Origin of the sequence: Burkholderia sp. E168m15, from assembly GCF_016586105.1 — a bacterium.
GTDB classification, from domain to species: Bacteria; Pseudomonadota; Gammaproteobacteria; order Burkholderiales; family Burkholderiaceae; genus Burkholderia; species Burkholderia orbicola.
Window position 1 is genome coordinate 1 of the sequence record NZ_BCPO01000119.1, and the last position, 18,137, is coordinate 18,137.

Consider the following 18,137-nt stretch of genomic DNA (forward strand, 5'->3'; position numbering starts at 1 on the left):
GAGATACGCGGTGCTGAGCGGATCGAGATAGTCGAACGACAGCGGCGTCTGGCGGCCGAGCGTCAGTGTGCCGTAGCGCTCGGCGCTGAGGCCGACGAACGCCGCGCGGTTCCAGATCGTGTTCGCCGTCGCGAACTGGCCGTTGTTCGTATAGAAGCCGTTTTCCAGCTGGAAGATCGCCGACAGTCCGTCGCCGAGATCTTCCTTGCCCTTCAGGCCCCACCGGTCGGGCTGCGTATTGCCCTGGATCATCGCCCACTTCGCGTGGCCGCCGACGTTGTTCACGTATGCGACGCCCGCATCCATGCTGCCGTACAGCACCACGCTGCTCTGCGCCCACGCGCCCGACGCGACGCCCATCCCGATGACTGCTGCTACTACCGCATGCTTGACCATTTGATCTCCTGACTCTCCAACCTGATGAATACGTGTTGTGACGGCCTGCGCGGGGACGGCCGGCCGTCGCGCATGTTCATCGCCGAACGGGCATTCTTGTGTTCCATATAAGGAACAATGTGCCTTTAATGGAATGGAGTATAGAGGGGGTGCGCGCCCGATCAAAAATAAATTTTTCGGGACGGATGAGTGGCGGGCAGACGCCCGGCAATCCCGCGTGATGTCTTGAAAAAGCCGATAAATCCCCGTCGCATAACAAAAAATTACATTCGACAGGGTAGACGAAGGGAGCGGCCGAGCTAAGTGTCGGTGTTTTCCCTAGGACATGCAGCTTTTTATTTTGCTCGCGGAAAGTCGCTCCTATAATCACCATCCATAAACTGACGTTCCGGATATGGAACAAACCGAGAGTCGATCAGAAGGAAGGGTGTGAGATGTCTGAACAATGGATTTGCGCCGGTCATGCCGGCGCGCTGTCGGAAGACACGCCGATCGAGTTCAAGCGGACCGACGGCGTGGAAATCGGGATCTACCGCGTCGGCGACGACGTGTATGCGCTCGAGAACGTATGCCCGCATGCGTACGCGTTGTTGACGCAGGGGTTCGTCGACGAAGGCACGGTCGAGTGCCCGCTGCACGAGGCCGTGTTCGACATCAAGACGGGCGCATGCCTGAAGGGTCCGGGCGGACGCGCGCTGAAGCAGTACGCGGTGCGCCTCGCCGGTGAAGAAATCCAGATCAAGGTGGAATGACATGAAAGAAGCGACCGTCAACTTCAATCCCTTCCTGAAGCCGTGGGTGGCGCCGCAGCCGAACAACGTCGCGGGCAAGGGGCAGATCGAGATCCCCGGTCAGGTCGAGAACCAGATCTGGCAGAACCGCAAGGCCGCACCGACCCAGTACGAGAACGACCTCGGCGATGCGCTCGAACGCGTGTTCGAGAGCGGCGCGACCGAGGTGGACGATGTCGTCGCGGGGCTGAACCGCATCGGCTTCCGCGCGCCGGACGGCACGGTTTGGACACCTGAGCGTTTCCGCGCCGAAATGGCCTCGCTGGCGGAATGAACGCACTGACCGCGCCGCGCGCCTGAGCGCCGACCCGACAACCGCATCCGGAGCACACTGATGACGTCCCCCGACCAACACGAAGCCCAACACGACCCGGTCCGTGACTATCTCGACCGCGGCATCAAGAACTACTGGTATCCCGTCGCGCCGAGCTGGCAGGTGTCGAACGCGCCCGTCGGCCTCACGCGCCTGTCCGAGCAGATCGTGCTGTGGCGCGATCACGACGGCAAGGTCCACGCACTGGAAGATCGTTGCCCGCACCGCGGCGCGCGTCTGTCGCTCGGCTGGAACCTCGGCGGCAACATCGCGTGCTGGTATCACGGCATCGAAGTCGACGGCGGCGGCACGGTCAACCGCGTACCGGCCGTGTCGAACTGTCCGCTCGAAGGCACGAAGTGCGTGAAGTCGTATCCGGTCGAGGAGAAGGCCGGCGCGATCTTCCTGTGGTTCGGCGACGAAGCGCACGGCGAGCCGGCGCCGCTGAACCTGCCGGAAGAACTGGTCGCCGACGAGTATGCGCACTTCCTGTGCGTGTCGAACTGGAAGTGCAATTACCAGTACGCGATCGACAACGTGATGGACCCGATGCACGGCGCGTATCTGCACGCGACGTCGCACTCGATGGCCGAAGGCGACAAGCAGGCCGACATGCGCGTGCGCAAGACGGACACGGGCCTGATGTTCGAAAAGATCGGCCAGCGCGACGTGAACTTCGACTGGGTCGAGCTCGGCGAAACCGGCTGCCTGTGGATGCGCCTCGCGATTCCGTACAAGCAGAAGTTCGGCCCGGGCGGCAACTTCGGGATCATCGGCTTCGCGACGCCGGTCGACGGCGACCACTGCCAGGTCTATTTCTGGCGTACCCGCAAGGTCGGCGGCTGGCAGCGCGACGTGTGGCGCTTCATGTACCGCAACCGCCTCGAAGGCCTGCACTGGGACGTGCTCGAGCAGGATCGCTACGTCCTCGAAAGCCTCGCGCCGCATGCACGCGATCACGAATACCTGTACCAGCACGACGTCGGCATCACGCGCGTGCGCCGGATGCTGCGCCAGCGTGCGCAGGAGCATCTGTCCGCGCTCGACGCGCATCGTGCGGCGCACGCCGCCGCGGAGCCCGCGAATGGCTGAGTCCACTCCGGTCGTCGCGCTGCCCGGCCGCCGGGTGCTCGTCACGGGCGGTGCGCGCGGCCTCGGCGCTGCGTTCGTGACGGCGCTGGTCGAAGCGGGCGCGCAAGTCGCGTTCGGCGACGTGCTCGCGGAAGAGGGCCGCGCGCTGGCCGCGCGGCTCACGCAAGCCGGCCACACCGCGCATTTCTTCGCACTCGATCTCGCCGATCCGGCGAGCATCGACGCCTTCGTCGCGCAGGGCGCGGCGGTGCTCGGCGGCCTCGACGCGCTGATCAACAACGCGGCGATCACGAACTCGGGCGGCAAGCTGTCGACGGAGCTCGACGTGTCGACGTGGGACGCCGTGATGAACGTGAACGTGCGCGGCGTGTGGCTCGTCAGCAATGCGGCGCTGCCGCACCTCGCGCGGTCGGGTCGCGGCGCGATCGTGAACCTCGCGTCGGACACCGCGTTATGGGGCGCGCCGAAGCTGCTCGCGTACGTCGCCAGCAAGGGCGCGGTGATCGCGATGACGCATGCGCAGGCACGCGAGTTCGGCGCGCACGGCGTGACGGTCAACGCGATTGCGCCGGGGCTGACCGAAGTCGAGGCGACCGCGTACGTACCGGCCGAGCGTCACGCGTTCTACCTGCAGGGCCGCGCATTGACGCGCACGCAACTGCCTGAGGACGTGACGGGCCCGGTGCTGTTCCTGCTGTCGGACGGCGCGCGCTTCGTGACGGGTCAGCTGCTGCCGGTGAACGGCGGCTTCGTAATGAACTGATTTGAAGTTTTCACTCGGAATGAAGGAGAGGACGATGGCGGACGCCGATCTCGAACGCAAGTCGTGGGACCAGCCGGAAGGCGCAAGCTTCAACGACTGGATGGAAGGGCGCGTCGCGCGCTACGAAACGCGGCGCTACGACTGGGACGCGCTGAAGTTCCAGGCCGATTACGACCCGAAGTACCGCCGTGCGCAGATGCGCTATGTCGGCACGGGCGGCACGGGCGTCGCGAAGGACGTCAACACGGTGCCGGCCGGCAACTTCACGTTTTCGACGATGGTGATCCCGGCCGGCAACATCGGCCCGAGCCACATCCACATCGACGTCGAGGAAATCTTCTTCGTGCTGCGCGGCAAGATGAAGGTGATCTGCGAGCGCGACGGCGAGACCTGGGAAGCGATCCTCGGCGAGCGCGACCTGATCTCGGTGCCGCCGGGCGTGTATCGCACGGAAATCAACATCGGCGAGGAAGATGCGCTGATGTGCGTGATGCTCGGTTCGTCGAAGCCGATCACGCCGACGTATCCGCCCGATTCGCCGCTCGCGAAGATCAAGCGCTGAGACGGGGCGGATGAAGCAATGAGTGTCATCGACAAACGCGAACGTGAACGCGACCGCACCGCGGCGTTCGCCGCGCTGCTCGGGCAGTTTCCCGAGCAGCGTTGCGCGGCCGGCGCGGCGGGCGCGATCGGCTACCGTGAGGCGGGTGCAGGCGAGGCCGGCGCGCAGCATGCGGGCCGTGCGCTGCCCGTCGTGCTGCTGCACGGGATCGGCTCGGGCGCCGCATCGTGGGTCCGCCAGCTCGACACGCTGGGTGCATCGCGGCGCGTACTCGCGTGGGATGCGCCCGGTTACGGCGTGTCGACGCCCGTGCACGGCGCGTCGCCGGCCGCCGCCGATTACGCGGCATCGCTGAACGCGTGGCTCGAGGCACTCGGCATCGAACGCTGCGTGCTGGTCGGTCATTCGCTCGGCGCGATCATCGCGGGCGGCCTCGTCCGCGTGATGCCCGCGCGGATCGCCGGCCTGCTGCTGATTTCGCCCGCGGGCGGCTACGGCAGCGCACCGGCCGAGACCCGCGAATCGCGCCGCGACGCGCGGCTCGCGATGCTCGCGGAACTCGGCCCGGCCGGGCTCGCCGAGCAGCGCAGCGGCAACATGCTGTCCGGTTTCGCGAACGAGGAGGCAAAGGCATGGGTGCGCTGGAACATGGCGCGCATCGTGCCGGCCGGCTACGCGCAGGCCACGCATCTGCTCGCGAACGCCGATCTCGCGGCCGATCTCGCCGGCTTTCGCGGCCGCACGGCCGTGGCCGTCGGCGCGAACGACGCGATCACGCCGCCCGCCGCGTGCGAGCGGATCGCCGCGGCCGCGCACGTCGGGCTGCAGGTGATTCCGCAGGCGGGGCATGCCGGCTACGTGGAAGCGCCGGCCGTTTATTCCGCGCTGATCGACACGTTCTGTCGTCAGTGCGACCCACAGCGGGGGCCGGCATGAGCGAACCGCTGCAACAAAACGAATCCGACAACGCGAAGGCCGAAGCCAGCTACGTCGTGCCGGGCCTCGAACGCGGGCTGCGGATTCTCGCCGAATTCTCGCCGCGCGAGCCCGTGCTCGGCGCGCCCGAACTGTCGAAACGGCTCGGCATTCCGCGCACGACGGTGTTCCGTCTGCTGCAGACGCTCGAATCGCTCGGTTTTCTCGAACGCGCGGACAAGGATCGCAACTACAAGCTCGGCATCGCCGTGCTGCGGCTCGGCTTCGAATACCTGAGCTCGCTGGAGCTGACCGATCTCGGCCTGCCGGTGATCGAGAGCCTGCGCGACGCGACCGGCTTCACGACGCACATCGTGATTCGCGACGGCCGCGACGTGGTGTTCGTCGCGAAGGCGCAGAGCCAGTCGCCGGTGTTCAGCTCGATCCGCGTGAACGTCGGCACCCGGCTGCCCGCGCACGCGACGACGCACGGCCACGTGCTGATGGGCGACCTGTCGCTGAAGGAACTGCACGCGCTGTATCCGGAAGGCGCGCTGAACCGGATGACGAGCGCGACGCCGGAGACGGTTGACGCGCTGTACGACGTGATCCGCGAGGATGCGCTGCGCGGCTACGGCGTCAGCAATTCGTCGTTCGAGCGCGGGATCTCGGTCGTCACGGCGCCGGTGCGCAACGAGACGCAGAAGATCGTCGCGTGCATCACGGTGACGGTGCCGCGTCCGGAGATCGACGCGGCGCTGATCGCGGACGGGCTGATCGACAAGGTGCAGCGCGCGGCGGCGGAATTGTCGCGGCGGCTCAATTACCGCTCGGATGACGAGCACACGTTTCTCAAAGCTTTAGGACTCCGATGATCCAGATCGATCTGACCGGGCAAGTGGCGGTGGTGACGGGCGGCTCGTCCGGCATCGGCCTCGCGACGGCCGAGCGGTTCCTGCAGGCCGGCGCATCGGTCGCCATCTGCGGCCGAGACGACGAACGCCTCGCACGCGCCGAAGCGATGCTGCGCGACAAGTACGCAGGCGCACAACTGCTGGCCGTGCGCTGCGACGTGCTCGACGAAGCCGACGTGACCGCCTTCGCGCAAGCGGTGTCCACGCGTTTCGGCCGCGCCGACATGCTGGTCAACAACGCCGGCCAGGGCCGCGTGTCGACCTTTGCCGATACGACCGACGACGCCTGGCGCGAAGAACTCGAACTGAAGTACTTCAGCATCATCCGCCCGACGCGCGCATTCCTGCCGCTGCTGCGCGACGCGGCCGCGCCGACGATCACCTGTGTGAACTCGCTGCTCGCGCTGCAGCCTGAGCCGCACATGGTCGCGACCTCGTCGGCGCGCGCGGGCGTGCTGAGCCTCGTGAAGTCGCTCGCGACCGAACTCGCGCCGCAGCGCATCCGCGTGAACTCGATCCTGATCGGCATCGTCGAGTCGGGACAGTGGCGCCGCCGTTACGACACGCAGGCGCAGCCCGGCGAAAGCTGGGAAGACTGGACGGGCGCGCTCGCCCGCAAGAAGCACATTCCGCTGAATCGCTTCGGCAAGCCTGACGAGGCCGCCTGGGCACTTTTTTATCTCGCAACGCATCTGTCGTCCTACACGACGGGCAGCCATATCGACGTTTCTGGAGGCTTTGCACGCCATGTCTGAAAAAACCACGGTTGGCGAGCTGATTGCCGCCTTTCTCGAGCAGTGCGGCGTGAAGACCGCATTCGGTGTCATCTCGATCCACAACATGCCGATCCTCGACGCGATCAACTCGCGCGGCAACATCCGGTATGTCGGTGCGCGCGGGGAAGCGGGTGCGCTGAACATGGCCGACGGGCTGGCCCGCGTGTCGGGCGGCCTCGGCGTCGCGTTCACGAGCACGGGCACGGCGGCCGGCAATGCGGCCGGTGCGATGGTCGAGGCACTGACGGCCGGTACCGCGCTGCTGCACGTCACCGGGCAGATCGAGACGCCGTATCTCGACCAGGATCTTGCATATATCCACGAAGCGCCCGACCAGTTGTCGATGCTCGACTCGATCTCGAAGGCCGCGTTCCGCGTGCGTACCGTCGAAACCGTGCTGCCGACGATCCGCGAAGCCGTGCGCATCGCGCAGACGGCACCGACGGGCCCCGTGTCCGTCGAGATTCCGATCGACATCCAGGCAGCCGAAATCGAATGGCCGGAAGACCTCGCGCCGGCGCACGTCGCGGTGCGCGAGCACGACAGCGCCCGCGTCGCGAAGCTTGCCGACGCGCTCGCGGCCAAGCGCCGCCCGCTGCTGTGGCTCGGCGGCGGCGCGCGCCATGCACGCGAGGAAGTCGAACGCCTCGTGAAGCTCGGCTTCGGCGTCGTGACGAGTGTGCAGGGTCGCGGCGTGCTGCCGGAAGATCACCCGGCGACGCTCGGCGCATTCAACGTGCATGCGTCCGTCGAGGCGTTCTACAAGACCTGCGACGCGCTCGTCGTGGTCGGCTCGCGGCTGCGCGGCAACGAAACGCTGAAGTACAAGCTCGCGCTGCCGCAACCGCTGTTCCGCGTCGATGCCGATGCGCTTGCCGACAACCGCGGCTATCGCAACGAGCTGTTCGTACATGGCGATTCGAAGCGCGTGCTGGCCGAGCTGGCCGATCGCCTCGAAGGCCGCCTGTCGGTCGATCCGCAATTCGCGGCCGATCTGGCGGCAGCCCGCGAGGAGGCCGTGGCCGACGTGGCGAAGGGCCTCGGGCCGTACAAGAAGCTCGTCGACACGCTGCAGGGCGCGGTGGGCCGCGACTACAACTGGGTGCGCGACGTGACGATCTCGAACAGCACATGGGGCAACCGTCTGCTGAAGATCTTCGAGCCGCGCTCCGGCGTGCATGCGCTCGGCGGCGGCATCGGCCAGGGCATCCAGATGGGCATCGGCGCGGCGCTCGCGGGCGCGGCGGCGAAGACGGTCTGCCTCGTCGGTGACGGCGGCCTGATGGTCAACGTCGGCGAGCTCGTCACGGCCGTGCAGGAAAACGCGAACGTGATGATCGTGCTGATGAACGACCAGTGCTACGGCGTGATCCGCAACATCCAGGATGCGCATTACGGCGGCCGCCGCTGCTTCGTGCAGCTGCACCAGCCCGATTTCGCGCAGTTCTGCGCGAGCTTCGGCCTCACGCACTACCGGATCACGTCGCTCGACCAGGCCGAAGCGATCGTGCGCGAAGGGATCGCGAAGGAAGGGCCGGTGATGGTCGAGGTCGACATGCTGTCGGTCGGCTCGTTCGCGTCGAACTTCGCGGGGCCGCCGGTGAAGAAGGAAGCGCCGACGGAGCGCCAGTATGCATAACGGGCAAAAGCGGGCGCGCGCCCCCGTCGACGTCGCGATGATCGGCTTCGGCGCGATCGGCGCGGCCGTGTACCGCGCGGTCGAGCACGATGCGTCGTTGCGCGTCGCGCACGTGATCGTGCCGGAACACCAGCGCGCGGCGGTGCAGCGCGAACTCGGCGGCGCGGTGGAGGTCGTGTCGTCGGTCGACGCGCTGGCCCGCCGCCCCGAGTTCGCGCTCGAATGCGCGGGCCACGGCGCGCTCGTCGATCACGTCGTGCCGCTGCTGAAGGCCGGTACCGACTGCGCGGTCGCGTCGATCGGCGCGCTGTCCGATCTCGCGCTGCTCGACGTGCTGTCGCGGGCCGCCGACGAAGGCGGCACGACGGTGACGCTGCTGTCCGGCGCGATCGGCGGCATCGACGCGCTGGCGTCCGCGAAGGAGGGCGGGCTCGACGAAGTGCGGTACGTCGGCCGCAAGCCGCCGCTCGGCTGGCTCGGCACGCCGGCCGAGGAATTGTGCGACCTGCGCGCGATGACCGAGGAAAAGGTGATCTTCGAAGGCAGCGCGCGCGACGCCGCGCGGCTGTATCCGAAGAACGCGAATGTCGCGGCGACGGTGGCGCTCGCGGGCCTCGGCCTCGACGCGACGCACGTACGCCTGATCGCCGATCCGGCCGTCGAGCGCAACGTGCACCGCATCACCGCGCGCGGCGCATTCGGCGAGATGTCGCTGGAGATGAGCGGCAAGCCGCTGCCCGACAACCCGAAGACGTCCGCGCTGACGGCGTACAGCGCGATTCGCGCGCTGCGCAACCGCGCGGCCTGCTGCGTGATCTGACCGGACCATCGAGCATCCGCCCGCGCCACGGCGAGGGCGGATGTGCAGAGACAGATTTGTGGGACTTGTGACATGACTCCTTTCGATACGCGCCTCGTACCCGACGGCAACATCCTGATCGGCGGCGAGTGGCGGCGCGGCCGTGGCGCGCCTTACACGAGCATCTATCCGGCCGACCAGTCGGTGAACATGGAAGTGTCGACGGCGAACGCGGAAGACGCGGCCGACGCCGTCGTGGCGGCCGACGCCGCATGGCGTCGCGCCGACTGGGCCGGCCTGAAGCCGCACCAGCGCACGCACGTGCTGTACCGCATCGCCGACCTGATCATGCAGCGCCAGGAAGCGCTCGCGAACCTGCAGCGCCGCGACAACGGCAAGCCGATCGGCGAGACGCGCGTGCTGGTGGCCAGCGCCGCGAACACGTTCCGCTACTTCGCGGCCTGCCTCGAAACGCTCGACGAAGAGCTGACGCCGTCGCGCGGCGACTACCTGACGATGAGCGTGTACGAGCCGATCGGCGTGATCGCGGCGATCACGCCGTGGAATTCGCCGATCGCATCCGACGCGCAGAAACTCGCGCCGGCGCTCGCCGGCGGCAACGCGGTGGTGCTCAAGCCGGCCGAAGTCACGCCGCTCGTGTCGCTCGCGCTGGCGCGCATCTGCGAGGAAGCCGGCGTGCCGAAGGGCGTGCTGAGCGTGCTGCCGGGCAAGGGCTCGGTGATCGGCGACGTGCTCGTGCGTCATCCGCTGGTGAAGAAGGTGTCGTTCACCGGCGGCACCGAAGTGGGCCGCGGCATCGCGCGCATCGCGGCCGAGAAGCTGATGCCGGTATCGCTCGAACTCGGCGGCAAATCGCCGACGATCGTCTGCGACGACGCCGATCTCGATCACGCGGTCAACGGCGTGCTGTACGGCATCTTCAGCTCGTCTGGCGAAGCCTGCATCGCCGGTTCGCGGCTGTTCGTGCAGCGCGCGGTGTACGACGCATTCATGCAGCGGCTGGTGGCCGGCGCACGCAAGCTGCGCGTGGGCGACCCGACGCGGCCCGACACGCAGATGGGCCCGCTGATCACCGCGAAGCATCGCGAATCGGTGGAACGCTACGTCGCGCTCGGGCTGGAAGAGGGCGGCCGCCTGCTGTGCGGCGGCGAGCGGCCGTCGGGCGACGGGCGCGAGCACGGCTTCTTCTATCAGCCGACGATTCTAGAAGGCTTGCCGAACAGCGCGCGCATCTGCCAGGAGGAAATCTTCGGGCCGGTGCTGGTCGCGATGCCGTTCGACGACGAGGTGTCGCTGATCGCGCAGGCGAACGACAGCGTGTTCGGCCTCGCGGCCGGCATCTGGACGCGCGACTACAAGCGTGCATGGCGCATCGCGCGTGCGCTGGAGACGGGCACCGTCTGGATCAACACGTACAAGCTGTTTTCGATCTCCACGCCGTTCTCGGGCTGGAAGGAGAGCGGGATGGGCCGCGAGAAGGGGCGTCTCGGCATCCGCGAATACATGCAGCAGAAGAGCCTCTACTGGGGCTTGAACGACGCGCCGCTGCCGTGGGCGAACTGAGCGAAGGGGAATGACGCAATGAGCATCTTGGGAATCGAGCAGATCACGTACGGTGTCGACGACCTCGCGACGTGCCGACGCTTTTTCGCCGACTGGGGCTTGAAGGAAATCGCGCACGACGACACGCGTGCGCGTTTCGAGACGCTGAACGGCTGTACCGTGCTGGTCGTGAAAGCCGACGATCCGTCGTTGCCGCCCGCGTTCGAGGCCGGCCCGACGCTGCGTGAAGTCACGTGGGGCGTCGCGACGCCGCGCGAACTCGACGCACTGCGCACGAAGCTGGCCGGCCAGCCCGGCTATTACGCGCAGGACGATGCGGTCGGCTGCATCGATCCGAACGGGATGGCGATCCGTATCGAAGTGACGCGCAAGCGCGCGCTCGACATCACCGGCTCGCCGTCGAATGTGTGGGGCCAGACGCTGCGCGTCGACCAGCCGAGCCCGATCTATGCGCGTGCGGAGCCGGTCGAAGTCGGGCACGTGGTGTTCTTCACGAACTGCCTCGACGCACAGGAAACGTTCTATCACGAGCTGCTCGGCTTCGAGACGTCGGACCGTTATCCGGGCCGCGGCGCATTCATGCGCTGCGCGCCGCACGGTGGCCATCACGACCTGTTCCTGCTCGCGCTGCCGAATGGCAAGCGCGGCCTGAACCACGTCGCGTTCACCGTGCGCGACATCCACGAAGTGTTCGGCGGCGGCATGCACATCGACCGCTGCGGCTGGGAAACGCAGCTCGGCCCGGGGCGTCATCCGGTGTCGTCCGCGTACTTCTGGTACTTCCAGAATCCGGCTGGCGCGCTGATCGAGTACTACGCGGACGAAGACGTGCTGACGCCCGAATGGCAGCCACGCGAATTCGAACCGGGCCCGACGGTGTTCGCCGAATGGGCGGTCGACGGCGGCCTCGACGGCAACACGCGCCGGCAGAAGAACGCGAAGGCGCCGGAAGGCAAGTTCATGACGGAGCGCAAATCGTGAGCGAAGCAAACACACAGGAGCAGCCCGCGCCGGGCACGGTCGTCGTGATCGGCGGCGGCCAGGCGGCCGGCTGGGTGCTGAAGACGCTGCGCGCCGAAGGCTTCGCGGGCCGTCTCGTGATGATCGCCGACGAGCCGCATCTGCCGTACGAGCGCCCGCCGTTGTCGAAGGCCGTGCTGGCCGGCGACGCGGACATCGAAACGGTGCGCGTCGTGCGCCCCGACGAATTCGACGCGCTGAATGTCGAAGCGTGGCAGCCGGAACGCGCGGCGTCGATCGATCGCACGCGCCGCGTGGTGAAAACCGAAAGCGGCCGCGAGATCGAATACGACCGGCTCGTGATCGCGACCGGCGGCACGTCGCGCCGCTTGCCCGATGCGCTCGTCAAGACGCCGCACCTGCATTACCTGCGTACGCTCGACGAAGCGGCCGCGCTTGGCGAGAAGCTGCGCGCGAGCCGGCGCGTGCTCGTGATCGGCGGCGGCTGGATCGGCCTCGAAGTCGCGGCGACCGCGCGCAAGCTCGGCGTGGATGCAATCGTGGTCGAAGGCGCGCCGCGCTTGTGCGGCCGCTCGGTGCCGCAGATCGTGTCCGACTTCCTGCTCGACCTGCATCGTTCGAACGGTGTCGACGTGCGACTTGGCGTGGCACTCGAATCGCTCGATGCGCAACCGGACGACGCGTCGAAGGTGCGGGCGACGCTCGCCGACGGCACGACGATCGACGCCGATTTCGCGGTGGCCGGCATCGGCCTCGCGCTCAATGCATCGCTCGCGAGCGACGCGGGGCTCGCGATCGACGACGGCATCGTCGTCGACGAATACGGCGCGACCAGCGACCCGGCGATCTTCGCGTGCGGCGACGTCGCGAACCATCACAACGGCTGGCTGAAGCGGCGCGTGCGGCTCGAATCGTGGGCCAACGCGCAGAACCAGGCGATCGCGGCGGCGAAGGCCGTGCTCGGCGTGCGTGCACCGTACGCGGAGATTCCGTGGTTCTGGTCCGATCAGTACGACGTGAACCTGCAGATCCTCGGTGATCTGCCGGCCGATGCGCAGCTCGTCGTGCGCGGCGATCTCGCCGCGCGTCGTGCGACGCTGTTTTTTGTCGGCGACGGGCATGTGAGAGGTGTCATCGCCGTGAACAACGCGCGTGAGTTGAAGCTCGCGCGCAAGTGGATGAACCAGGGCCGGGCGGTGAATACGGAAGCCCTGGCAGACACGACCCAAGCGCTTGCCTGACCGGCCCAACCCGGAAAGAGATCCAGGAGATCCCCCGCATGAGCACTTTCGACAATGTCGTGGCCGGCAGGGCCGCGACGGAAGCTGCCGCCTCCACGCCCGGCGCGATCATCGCGCGGCTCGAGCGGCTTCCGGCCAACGCGATGCAGATCCGCGCACGCGTGCTGATCGGCACCGCGACGTTCTTCGACGGCTTCGACGTGATCACGATCGCGGCGACGTTGCCGCTGCTGATTCACAAATGGGGGCTGTCGCCGACGCAGATCGGCATGCTGATCGCGTCCGGCGCGATCGGCCAGCTGATCGGCGCATTCCTGTTTCCCGCGCTCGCCGAAAAGCACGGCCGCGTGAAGGCGATCGCGTGGAGCTCGGCCGTGATCGGCATCACGAGCATCGCGTGCGGCTTCGCGCCGACCTTCGAGATCTTCGTGCTGCTGCGAATCCTGCAGGGGCTCGGGCTCGGCGGCGAGTTGCCGGTCGCCGCGACGTACATCAACGAGATCACGCGCGCACATGGCCGCGGCCGCTTCGTGCTGCTGTACGAGATCGTGTTCCCGATCGGCCTGCTCGTGTCGATGGCGCTCGGCGCGTGGCTCGTGCCGCGTTTCGGCTGGGAGATCATGTACTTCGTCGGCGGGCTGCCGCTGATCCTGTCGCTCGTGCTCATCCACCTCGTGCCGGAATCGCCGCGCTGGCTCGCGTCGCGCGGGCGGCTCGCGGAAGCCGGGCGTGCGGTCGGCGTGTTCGAAGGATCGGTGCGCGGCGAGCTGCCGCCGGTCACGCAGGTGGCCGCGTTCGACGAGATGGTGCGCCAGCATCCGAAGCGCAGGATGAGCGACCTGTTCAGCGCCGCGTATCGCAAGCGCACGCTCGCGGTGGCGACGTTGTGGGCGACCTGCGGGTTCATCCAGTACGGGCTGTCGACGTGGCTGCCGACGATCTACAAGAACTTCTATCACGCGCCGCTGCAGCTCGCGCTGAACCTCGCGGTGATCGGTTCGGTGATGGGCGTGCTCGGGTCGCTCGCTTCCGCGCTGCTGGTCGACAAGCTCGGCCGCAAGCCGGTGATCGTGTGGTCGTTCGTGCTGTGCGCGCTGTCGCTGGCGCTCGCGGGTATCTATCACGCGTCGTCGGTGTACGTGGTCGCGGTGTTCTGCTCGCTGTCGCTCGGGCTGATGGCGTCGGGCTTCATTACCGCGTACGTCTATACGCCGGAACAGTATCCGACGAGCATTCGCGCGTCGGGCTGCGGGCTCGGCAGCGCGTGGCTGAAGATCGCGTCGTTCGCCGCGCCGATGATCGTGCCGCACGCGATCATCGGCGGGAACCTCGCGCCGGCGTTCTACCTGATCGGCGTCGTGCCGCTGATCGCGGCGGTGACCGTGCATTTCGTCGGAATCGAGACGAAGGGGAAGGTGCTGGAAGCGCTCGAAGCGTAAGCGTATTCCGCAGCGGCGGATGGCGTGAACCGAAAGGCTCGGGCGATGTTCCCCGGGCCTTTTTGTTTCGCGGCGCTCCCGCAGTGGTGTGCGGCGCCGAGCGTACGCGCGATTGTTGGCGCGCGGCTCGCGTGTTCTAATTCACGGTCCCGATTTCGTCAGACGAAAGCCATGCCCCTGTTCGAACCCGTCACGCTGACTACCTCCCGCCTTGTCCTGCGGCCGCTTCGCGACGCCGACGCGCCGGCCTTCTTCGAGATCTGGTCCGATGCGGAAGCGATGCGCTACTTCTCGTTCTCGCCGATGACGCAGATCGAGCAAGCCGAGGCGCGCGTCGCGCGCAACGTGCAGACGTCCGCGAGCGGGGAGAGCCTGACCTGCGTGCTGGAACTGCGGGAAACCGGCGAAGCGCTCGGCGAATGCGTGCTGTTCCACGCGAACGAGCAGTGCCGGCGCGCCGAGATCGGCTTCAGCCTGCGGCGCGCGTTCTGGCGCGGCGGATACATGCGCGAAGCGGCGTCGGCGTTGATCGACCATGCCTTCGGCACGCTGCGGCTGAACCGGCTCGAGGCCGATATCGATCCGCGCAACGCTGCGTCGGCGGGGCTGCTCGAGCGGCTCGGCTTCGTGCGGGAAGGGCTGCTGCGCGAACGCTGGATCGTCGGCGACGAAGTGTCGGACAGCGCGCTGTACGGGTTGCTGGCGAGCGATCGCGGCATGTAAGCGGGCCGACTTGCCGGATTCCCCGGGCGAACGTACGCTTGGTCGACCCCACGATCGACCAACAGGTTCTCGACCATGCAAGCCCATCCTCTGCGTCTTTCCCCCGGCGACGATCTGCGCGGCGCCATCGAGGCAGCGCTACATCGGCACGAAGCGCACGCGGCCTTCGTGATCCAGGGGATCGGCAGCCTGAGCGTCGCGCAGTTGCGCTTCGCCGGCGTCGACCAGCCGACCGAACTGCGCGGCGACCTCGAAATCCTGACGCTGGCCGGCTCGGTGTCGCCGGACGGCGCGCATCTGCATATGTCGATCTCGGATGCGGACGGCCGCGTGACGGGCGGCCATGTCGCGCGCGGCTGCGTGGTGCGCACGACGGCCGAGATCCTGCTTGCGCTGCTGTCCGCGCATCGTTTCTCGCGCGAGCCCGATGCGGGCACCGGCTTCAACGAACTGGTGATCCGGCGCGATCCTTCGTGAGCCGGGCGGCGACGCCGCATGCGTGTCGTGCAGCGGCGGTCGCGCCGTCGTTTCCATCCCGCATAAAAAAGCGCCGCGGCCATTCGGCCCGCGGCGCCTTTCGGTGCGCTGCGACGTCGACCACCCGCCGCAGCCCGACTGCGTACTTATACCTGCACGGTATCGGCCACTTCCTTGAAGTCTTCGATCTGGTCGAAGTTCATGTACTGGTAGATCTTGTCGCCGTTCGCGGTGAGCACGCCCATGTCGGCCATGTACTCTTCCTTGGTCGGGATCTTGCCCAGACGCGAGCAGATCGCCGCCAGTTCAGCGGAGCCGAGGTACACGTTCGTGTTCTTGCCGAGACGGTTCGGGAAGTTGCGGGTCGACGTCGACATGACCGTCGCGCCTTCGCGCACCTGTGCCTGGTTGCCCATGCACAGCGAGCAGCCCGGCATTTCGGTCCGTGCGCCGGCCGTGCCGAACACGCCGTAGTGGCCTTCTTCCGTCAGTTGCTTCTGGTCCATCTTGGTCGGCGGCGCGACCCACAGCTTGACCGGAATGTCGCGCTTGCCTTCGAGCAGCTTCGACGCGGCACGGAAGTGACCGATGTTGGTCATGCACGAGCCGATGAACACTTCGTCGATCTTCGCACCGGCGACGTCGGACAGCGTCTTCACGTCGTCCGGGTCGTTCGGGCAGGCGACGATCGGCTCGTGGATGTCGGCGAGGTCGATCTCGATGACGGCCGCGTATTCGGCGTCGGCATCCGGCGACAGCAGTTGCGGGTCGGCCAGCCACTGTTCCATCGCCGCGATGCGGCGTTGCAGGCTGCGCGGGTCCTGGTAGCCCTGCGCGATCATCCACTTGAGCAGCGTGACGTTGCTGTTCAGGTACTCGATGATCGGTTCCTTGTTCAGGTGCACCGTGCAACCGGCAGCCGAACGCTCGGCGGACGCATCCGACAGCTCGAACGCTTGCTCGACCTTCAGGTCCGGCAGGCCTTCGATTTCGAGGATGCGGCCGGAGAAGATGTTCTTCTTGCCTTGCTTGGCGACCGTCAGCATGCCTTGCTTGATCGCGTACAGCGGAATCGCGTTGACGAGGTCACGCAGCGTGACGCCCGGCTGCATCTTGCCCTTGAAGCGGACCAGCACCGACTCAGGCATGTCCAGCGGCATCGTGCCGGTGGCGGCCGCGAACGCGACCAGGCCCGAACCTGCCGGGAAGCTGATGCCGATCGGGAAGCGCGTGTGCGAATCGCCGCCGGTGCCGACGGTGTCGGGCAGCAGCATGCGGTTCAGCCACGAGTGGATCACGCCGTCGCCCGGGCGCAGCGCGATGCCGCCACGCGTGCTGATGAAGTTCGGCAGCGTCTGGTGCGTCTTCACGTCGACCGGTTTCGGATACGCGGCGGTGTGGCAGAACGACTGCATCACGAGGTCGGCCGAGAAGCCGAGGCACGCGAGATCCTTCAGTTCGTCGCGGGTCATCGGGCCCGTGGTGTCCTGCGAGCCGACCGAGGTCATCTTCGGTTCGCAGTACGTGCCCGGGCGCACGCCCTGGCCTTCCGGCAGGCCGCACGCGCGGCCGACCATCTTCTGCGCGAGCGAGAAGCCCTTGCCGCTGTCGGCCGGCTGGTGCGGCAGGCGGAACAGCGTCGACGGCGCGAGGCCGAGCGCTTCACGCGCCTTCGCGGTCAGGCCGCGGCCGATGATCAGCGGAATGCGGCCGCCGGCGCGCACTTCGTCGAACAGCACGTCGGACTTCACCTGGAATTCGGCGATGACCTTGCCGTCCTTCAGCGCCTTGCCTTCGTACGGGCGCAGTTCGACCACGTCGCCCATGTTCATCTGCGACACGTCGAGCTCGATCGGCAGCGCGCCGGCGTCTTCCATCGTGTTGTAGAAGATCGGGGCGATCTTGCCGCCGAGGCACACGCCGCCGAAGCGCTTGTTCGGGACGAACGGGATGTCTTCGCCGGTGAACCACAGCACCGAGTTGGTGGCCGACTTGCGCGAGGAGCCGGTGCCGACCACGTCGCCGACGTAGGCGACCAGGTGACCCTTTTCCTTCAGCGATTCGATGAACTTGACCGGGCCGCGCTTGCCGTCTTCTTCCGGCGTGATGCCCGGGCGCGCGTTCTTCAGCATCGCCAGCGCGTGCATCGGGATGTCGGGGCGCGTGGTGGCGTCCGGTGCCGGCGACAGGTCGTCGGTGTTGGTTTCGCCGGTGACCTTGAACACGGTGATGGTCAGGCTTTCCGGCACTTCCGGACGGCTCGTGAACCATTCGGCATCGGCCCAGCTCTGCAGCACGGCCTTCGCGTGCGCGTTGCCCTTGTCGGCGAGTTCCTTCACGTCATGGAACTGGTCGAACATCAGCAGGGTTTTCTTCAGCGCGTCGGCGGCGACGGCCGCGACGGCTTCGTCGGACAGCAGCTCGATCAGCGGCTGGATGTTGTAGCCGCCGAGCATCGTGCCGAGGAGTTCGGTCGCGCGTTCGCGCGAGATCAGCGGGCAGGCCGTCTCGCCTTTCGCGACGGCGGCCAGGAAGCCGGCCTTCACGCGGGCGGCTTCGTCGACGCCGGCGGGCACGCGATGGGTGATCAGGTCGAGCAGCGTCTGCTCTTCGCCGGCGGGCGGGTTCGTCAGCAATTCGACCAGTTCGGCGGTTTGCTGAGCCGTCAGCGGCAGGGGAGGAATACCGAGCGCGGCGCGGGCGGCCACGTGAGCACGAAAGTTTTCAAGCAT

General features: G+C 67.3%; 18 protein-coding genes. 16 read left to right on the plus strand and 2 right to left on the minus strand.

Annotated features, from left to right (window positions below; translation table 11 throughout):
* On the minus strand, positions 1–396 hold a 396-nt coding region (locus JMF86_RS18925; RefSeq protein WP_201317107.1), incomplete at its 3' end, for a porin.
* Positions 397–830: 434 nt separating this feature from the next.
* On the opposite strand from JMF86_RS18925, the gene JMF86_RS18930 reads away from it, so the two are divergent.
* From JMF86_RS18930 to JMF86_RS19005, 16 genes are all read left to right on the plus strand, one after another.
* The gene (locus JMF86_RS18930; RefSeq protein WP_006478721.1) at positions 831–1,148 is read left to right on the plus strand and encodes a non-heme iron oxygenase ferredoxin subunit; all 318 of its coding nucleotides are present in this window, start codon (positions 831–833) and stop codon (positions 1,146–1,148) included.
* 1 nt (position 1,149) lies between these two features.
* On the plus strand, positions 1,150–1,461 hold the full coding sequence (locus tag JMF86_RS18935) for a recombinase-like helix-turn-helix domain-containing protein (protein ID WP_011547421.1): 312 nt from the start codon (positions 1,150–1,152) through the stop codon (positions 1,459–1,461).
* 60 nt (positions 1,462–1,521) lie between these two features.
* On the plus strand, positions 1,522–2,592 hold the full coding sequence (locus JMF86_RS18940; RefSeq protein WP_011547422.1) for an aromatic ring-hydroxylating dioxygenase subunit alpha: 1,071 nt from the start codon (positions 1,522–1,524) through the stop codon (positions 2,590–2,592).
* On the plus strand, positions 2,585–3,355 hold the full coding sequence (locus JMF86_RS18945) for an SDR family oxidoreductase (protein WP_011547423.1): 771 nt from the start codon (positions 2,585–2,587) through the stop codon (positions 3,353–3,355). Before JMF86_RS18940 ends, JMF86_RS18945 begins: the two co-directional genes overlap by 8 nt.
* Positions 3,356–3,389: 34 nt before the next feature.
* Positions 3,390–3,917 carry a cupin domain-containing protein gene (locus tag JMF86_RS18950; RefSeq protein WP_011547424.1) on the plus strand — a complete coding sequence of 176 codons (528 nt, stop codon included), beginning with the start codon at positions 3,390–3,392 and terminating at the stop codon, positions 3,915–3,917.
* Positions 3,918–3,935: 18 nt separating this feature from the next.
* Positions 3,936–4,853: an alpha/beta fold hydrolase gene (locus tag JMF86_RS18955; protein ID WP_011547425.1), complete on the plus strand. Its 918-nt coding sequence runs from the start codon at positions 3,936–3,938 to the stop codon at positions 4,851–4,853.
* Positions 4,850–5,707, plus strand: coding sequence for an IclR family transcriptional regulator (locus JMF86_RS18960; protein ID WP_011547426.1), 858 nt, complete (start codon positions 4,850–4,852; stop codon positions 5,705–5,707). Before JMF86_RS18955 ends, JMF86_RS18960 begins: the two co-directional genes overlap by 4 nt.
* A complete protein-coding gene (locus tag JMF86_RS18965) occupies positions 5,704–6,501 on the plus strand; it encodes an SDR family oxidoreductase (protein ID WP_011547427.1) in 798 nt (265 codons plus the stop codon). Before JMF86_RS18960 ends, JMF86_RS18965 begins: the two co-directional genes overlap by 4 nt.
* Positions 6,494–8,161 carry a thiamine pyrophosphate-binding protein gene (locus JMF86_RS18970; RefSeq protein WP_011547428.1) on the plus strand — a complete coding sequence of 556 codons (1,668 nt, stop codon included), beginning with the start codon at positions 6,494–6,496 and terminating at the stop codon, positions 8,159–8,161. Before JMF86_RS18965 ends, JMF86_RS18970 begins: the two co-directional genes overlap by 8 nt.
* A complete protein-coding gene (locus JMF86_RS18975) occupies positions 8,154–8,981 on the plus strand; it encodes an aspartate dehydrogenase (protein ID WP_011547429.1) in 828 nt (275 codons plus the stop codon). The genes JMF86_RS18970 and JMF86_RS18975 overlap by 8 nt, the downstream gene beginning before the upstream one ends.
* Before the next feature lie 72 nt (positions 8,982–9,053).
* Positions 9,054–10,544, plus strand: coding sequence for an aldehyde dehydrogenase (locus JMF86_RS18980; RefSeq protein WP_011547430.1), 1,491 nt, complete (start codon positions 9,054–9,056; stop codon positions 10,542–10,544).
* A gap of 18 nt (positions 10,545–10,562) precedes the next feature.
* The gene (locus JMF86_RS18985) at positions 10,563–11,525 is read left to right on the plus strand and encodes a VOC family protein (RefSeq protein WP_011547431.1); all 963 of its coding nucleotides are present in this window, start codon (positions 10,563–10,565) and stop codon (positions 11,523–11,525) included.
* Complete coding sequence (locus JMF86_RS18990; RefSeq protein ID WP_011694776.1) at positions 11,522–12,766, plus strand: NAD(P)/FAD-dependent oxidoreductase; 1,245 nt, start codon at positions 11,522–11,524, stop codon at positions 12,764–12,766. The genes JMF86_RS18985 and JMF86_RS18990 overlap by 4 nt, the downstream gene beginning before the upstream one ends.
* A gap of 38 nt (positions 12,767–12,804) precedes the next feature.
* Positions 12,805–14,205 (plus strand): MFS transporter, encoded by a 1,401-nt coding sequence (locus JMF86_RS18995; protein ID WP_011547433.1) that lies wholly within the window; start codon positions 12,805–12,807, stop codon positions 14,203–14,205.
* 171 nt (positions 14,206–14,376) lie between these two features.
* Positions 14,377–14,928, plus strand: a complete 552-nt coding sequence (locus JMF86_RS19000; protein ID WP_011547434.1) for a GNAT family N-acetyltransferase — start codon at positions 14,377–14,379, stop codon at positions 14,926–14,928.
* Between the two features lie 75 nt (positions 14,929–15,003).
* Positions 15,004–15,405, plus strand: a complete 402-nt coding sequence (locus JMF86_RS19005) for a PPC domain-containing DNA-binding protein (RefSeq protein WP_011547435.1) — start codon at positions 15,004–15,006, stop codon at positions 15,403–15,405.
* Positions 15,406–15,551: 146 nt separating this feature from the next.
* Here the strand turns inward: JMF86_RS19005 and acnB are convergent, their stop codons facing one another.
* On the minus strand, positions 15,552–18,137 hold the full coding sequence (gene acnB, locus JMF86_RS19010; protein ID WP_011547436.1) for a bifunctional aconitate hydratase 2/2-methylisocitrate dehydratase: 2,586 nt from the start codon (positions 18,135–18,137) through the stop codon (positions 15,552–15,554).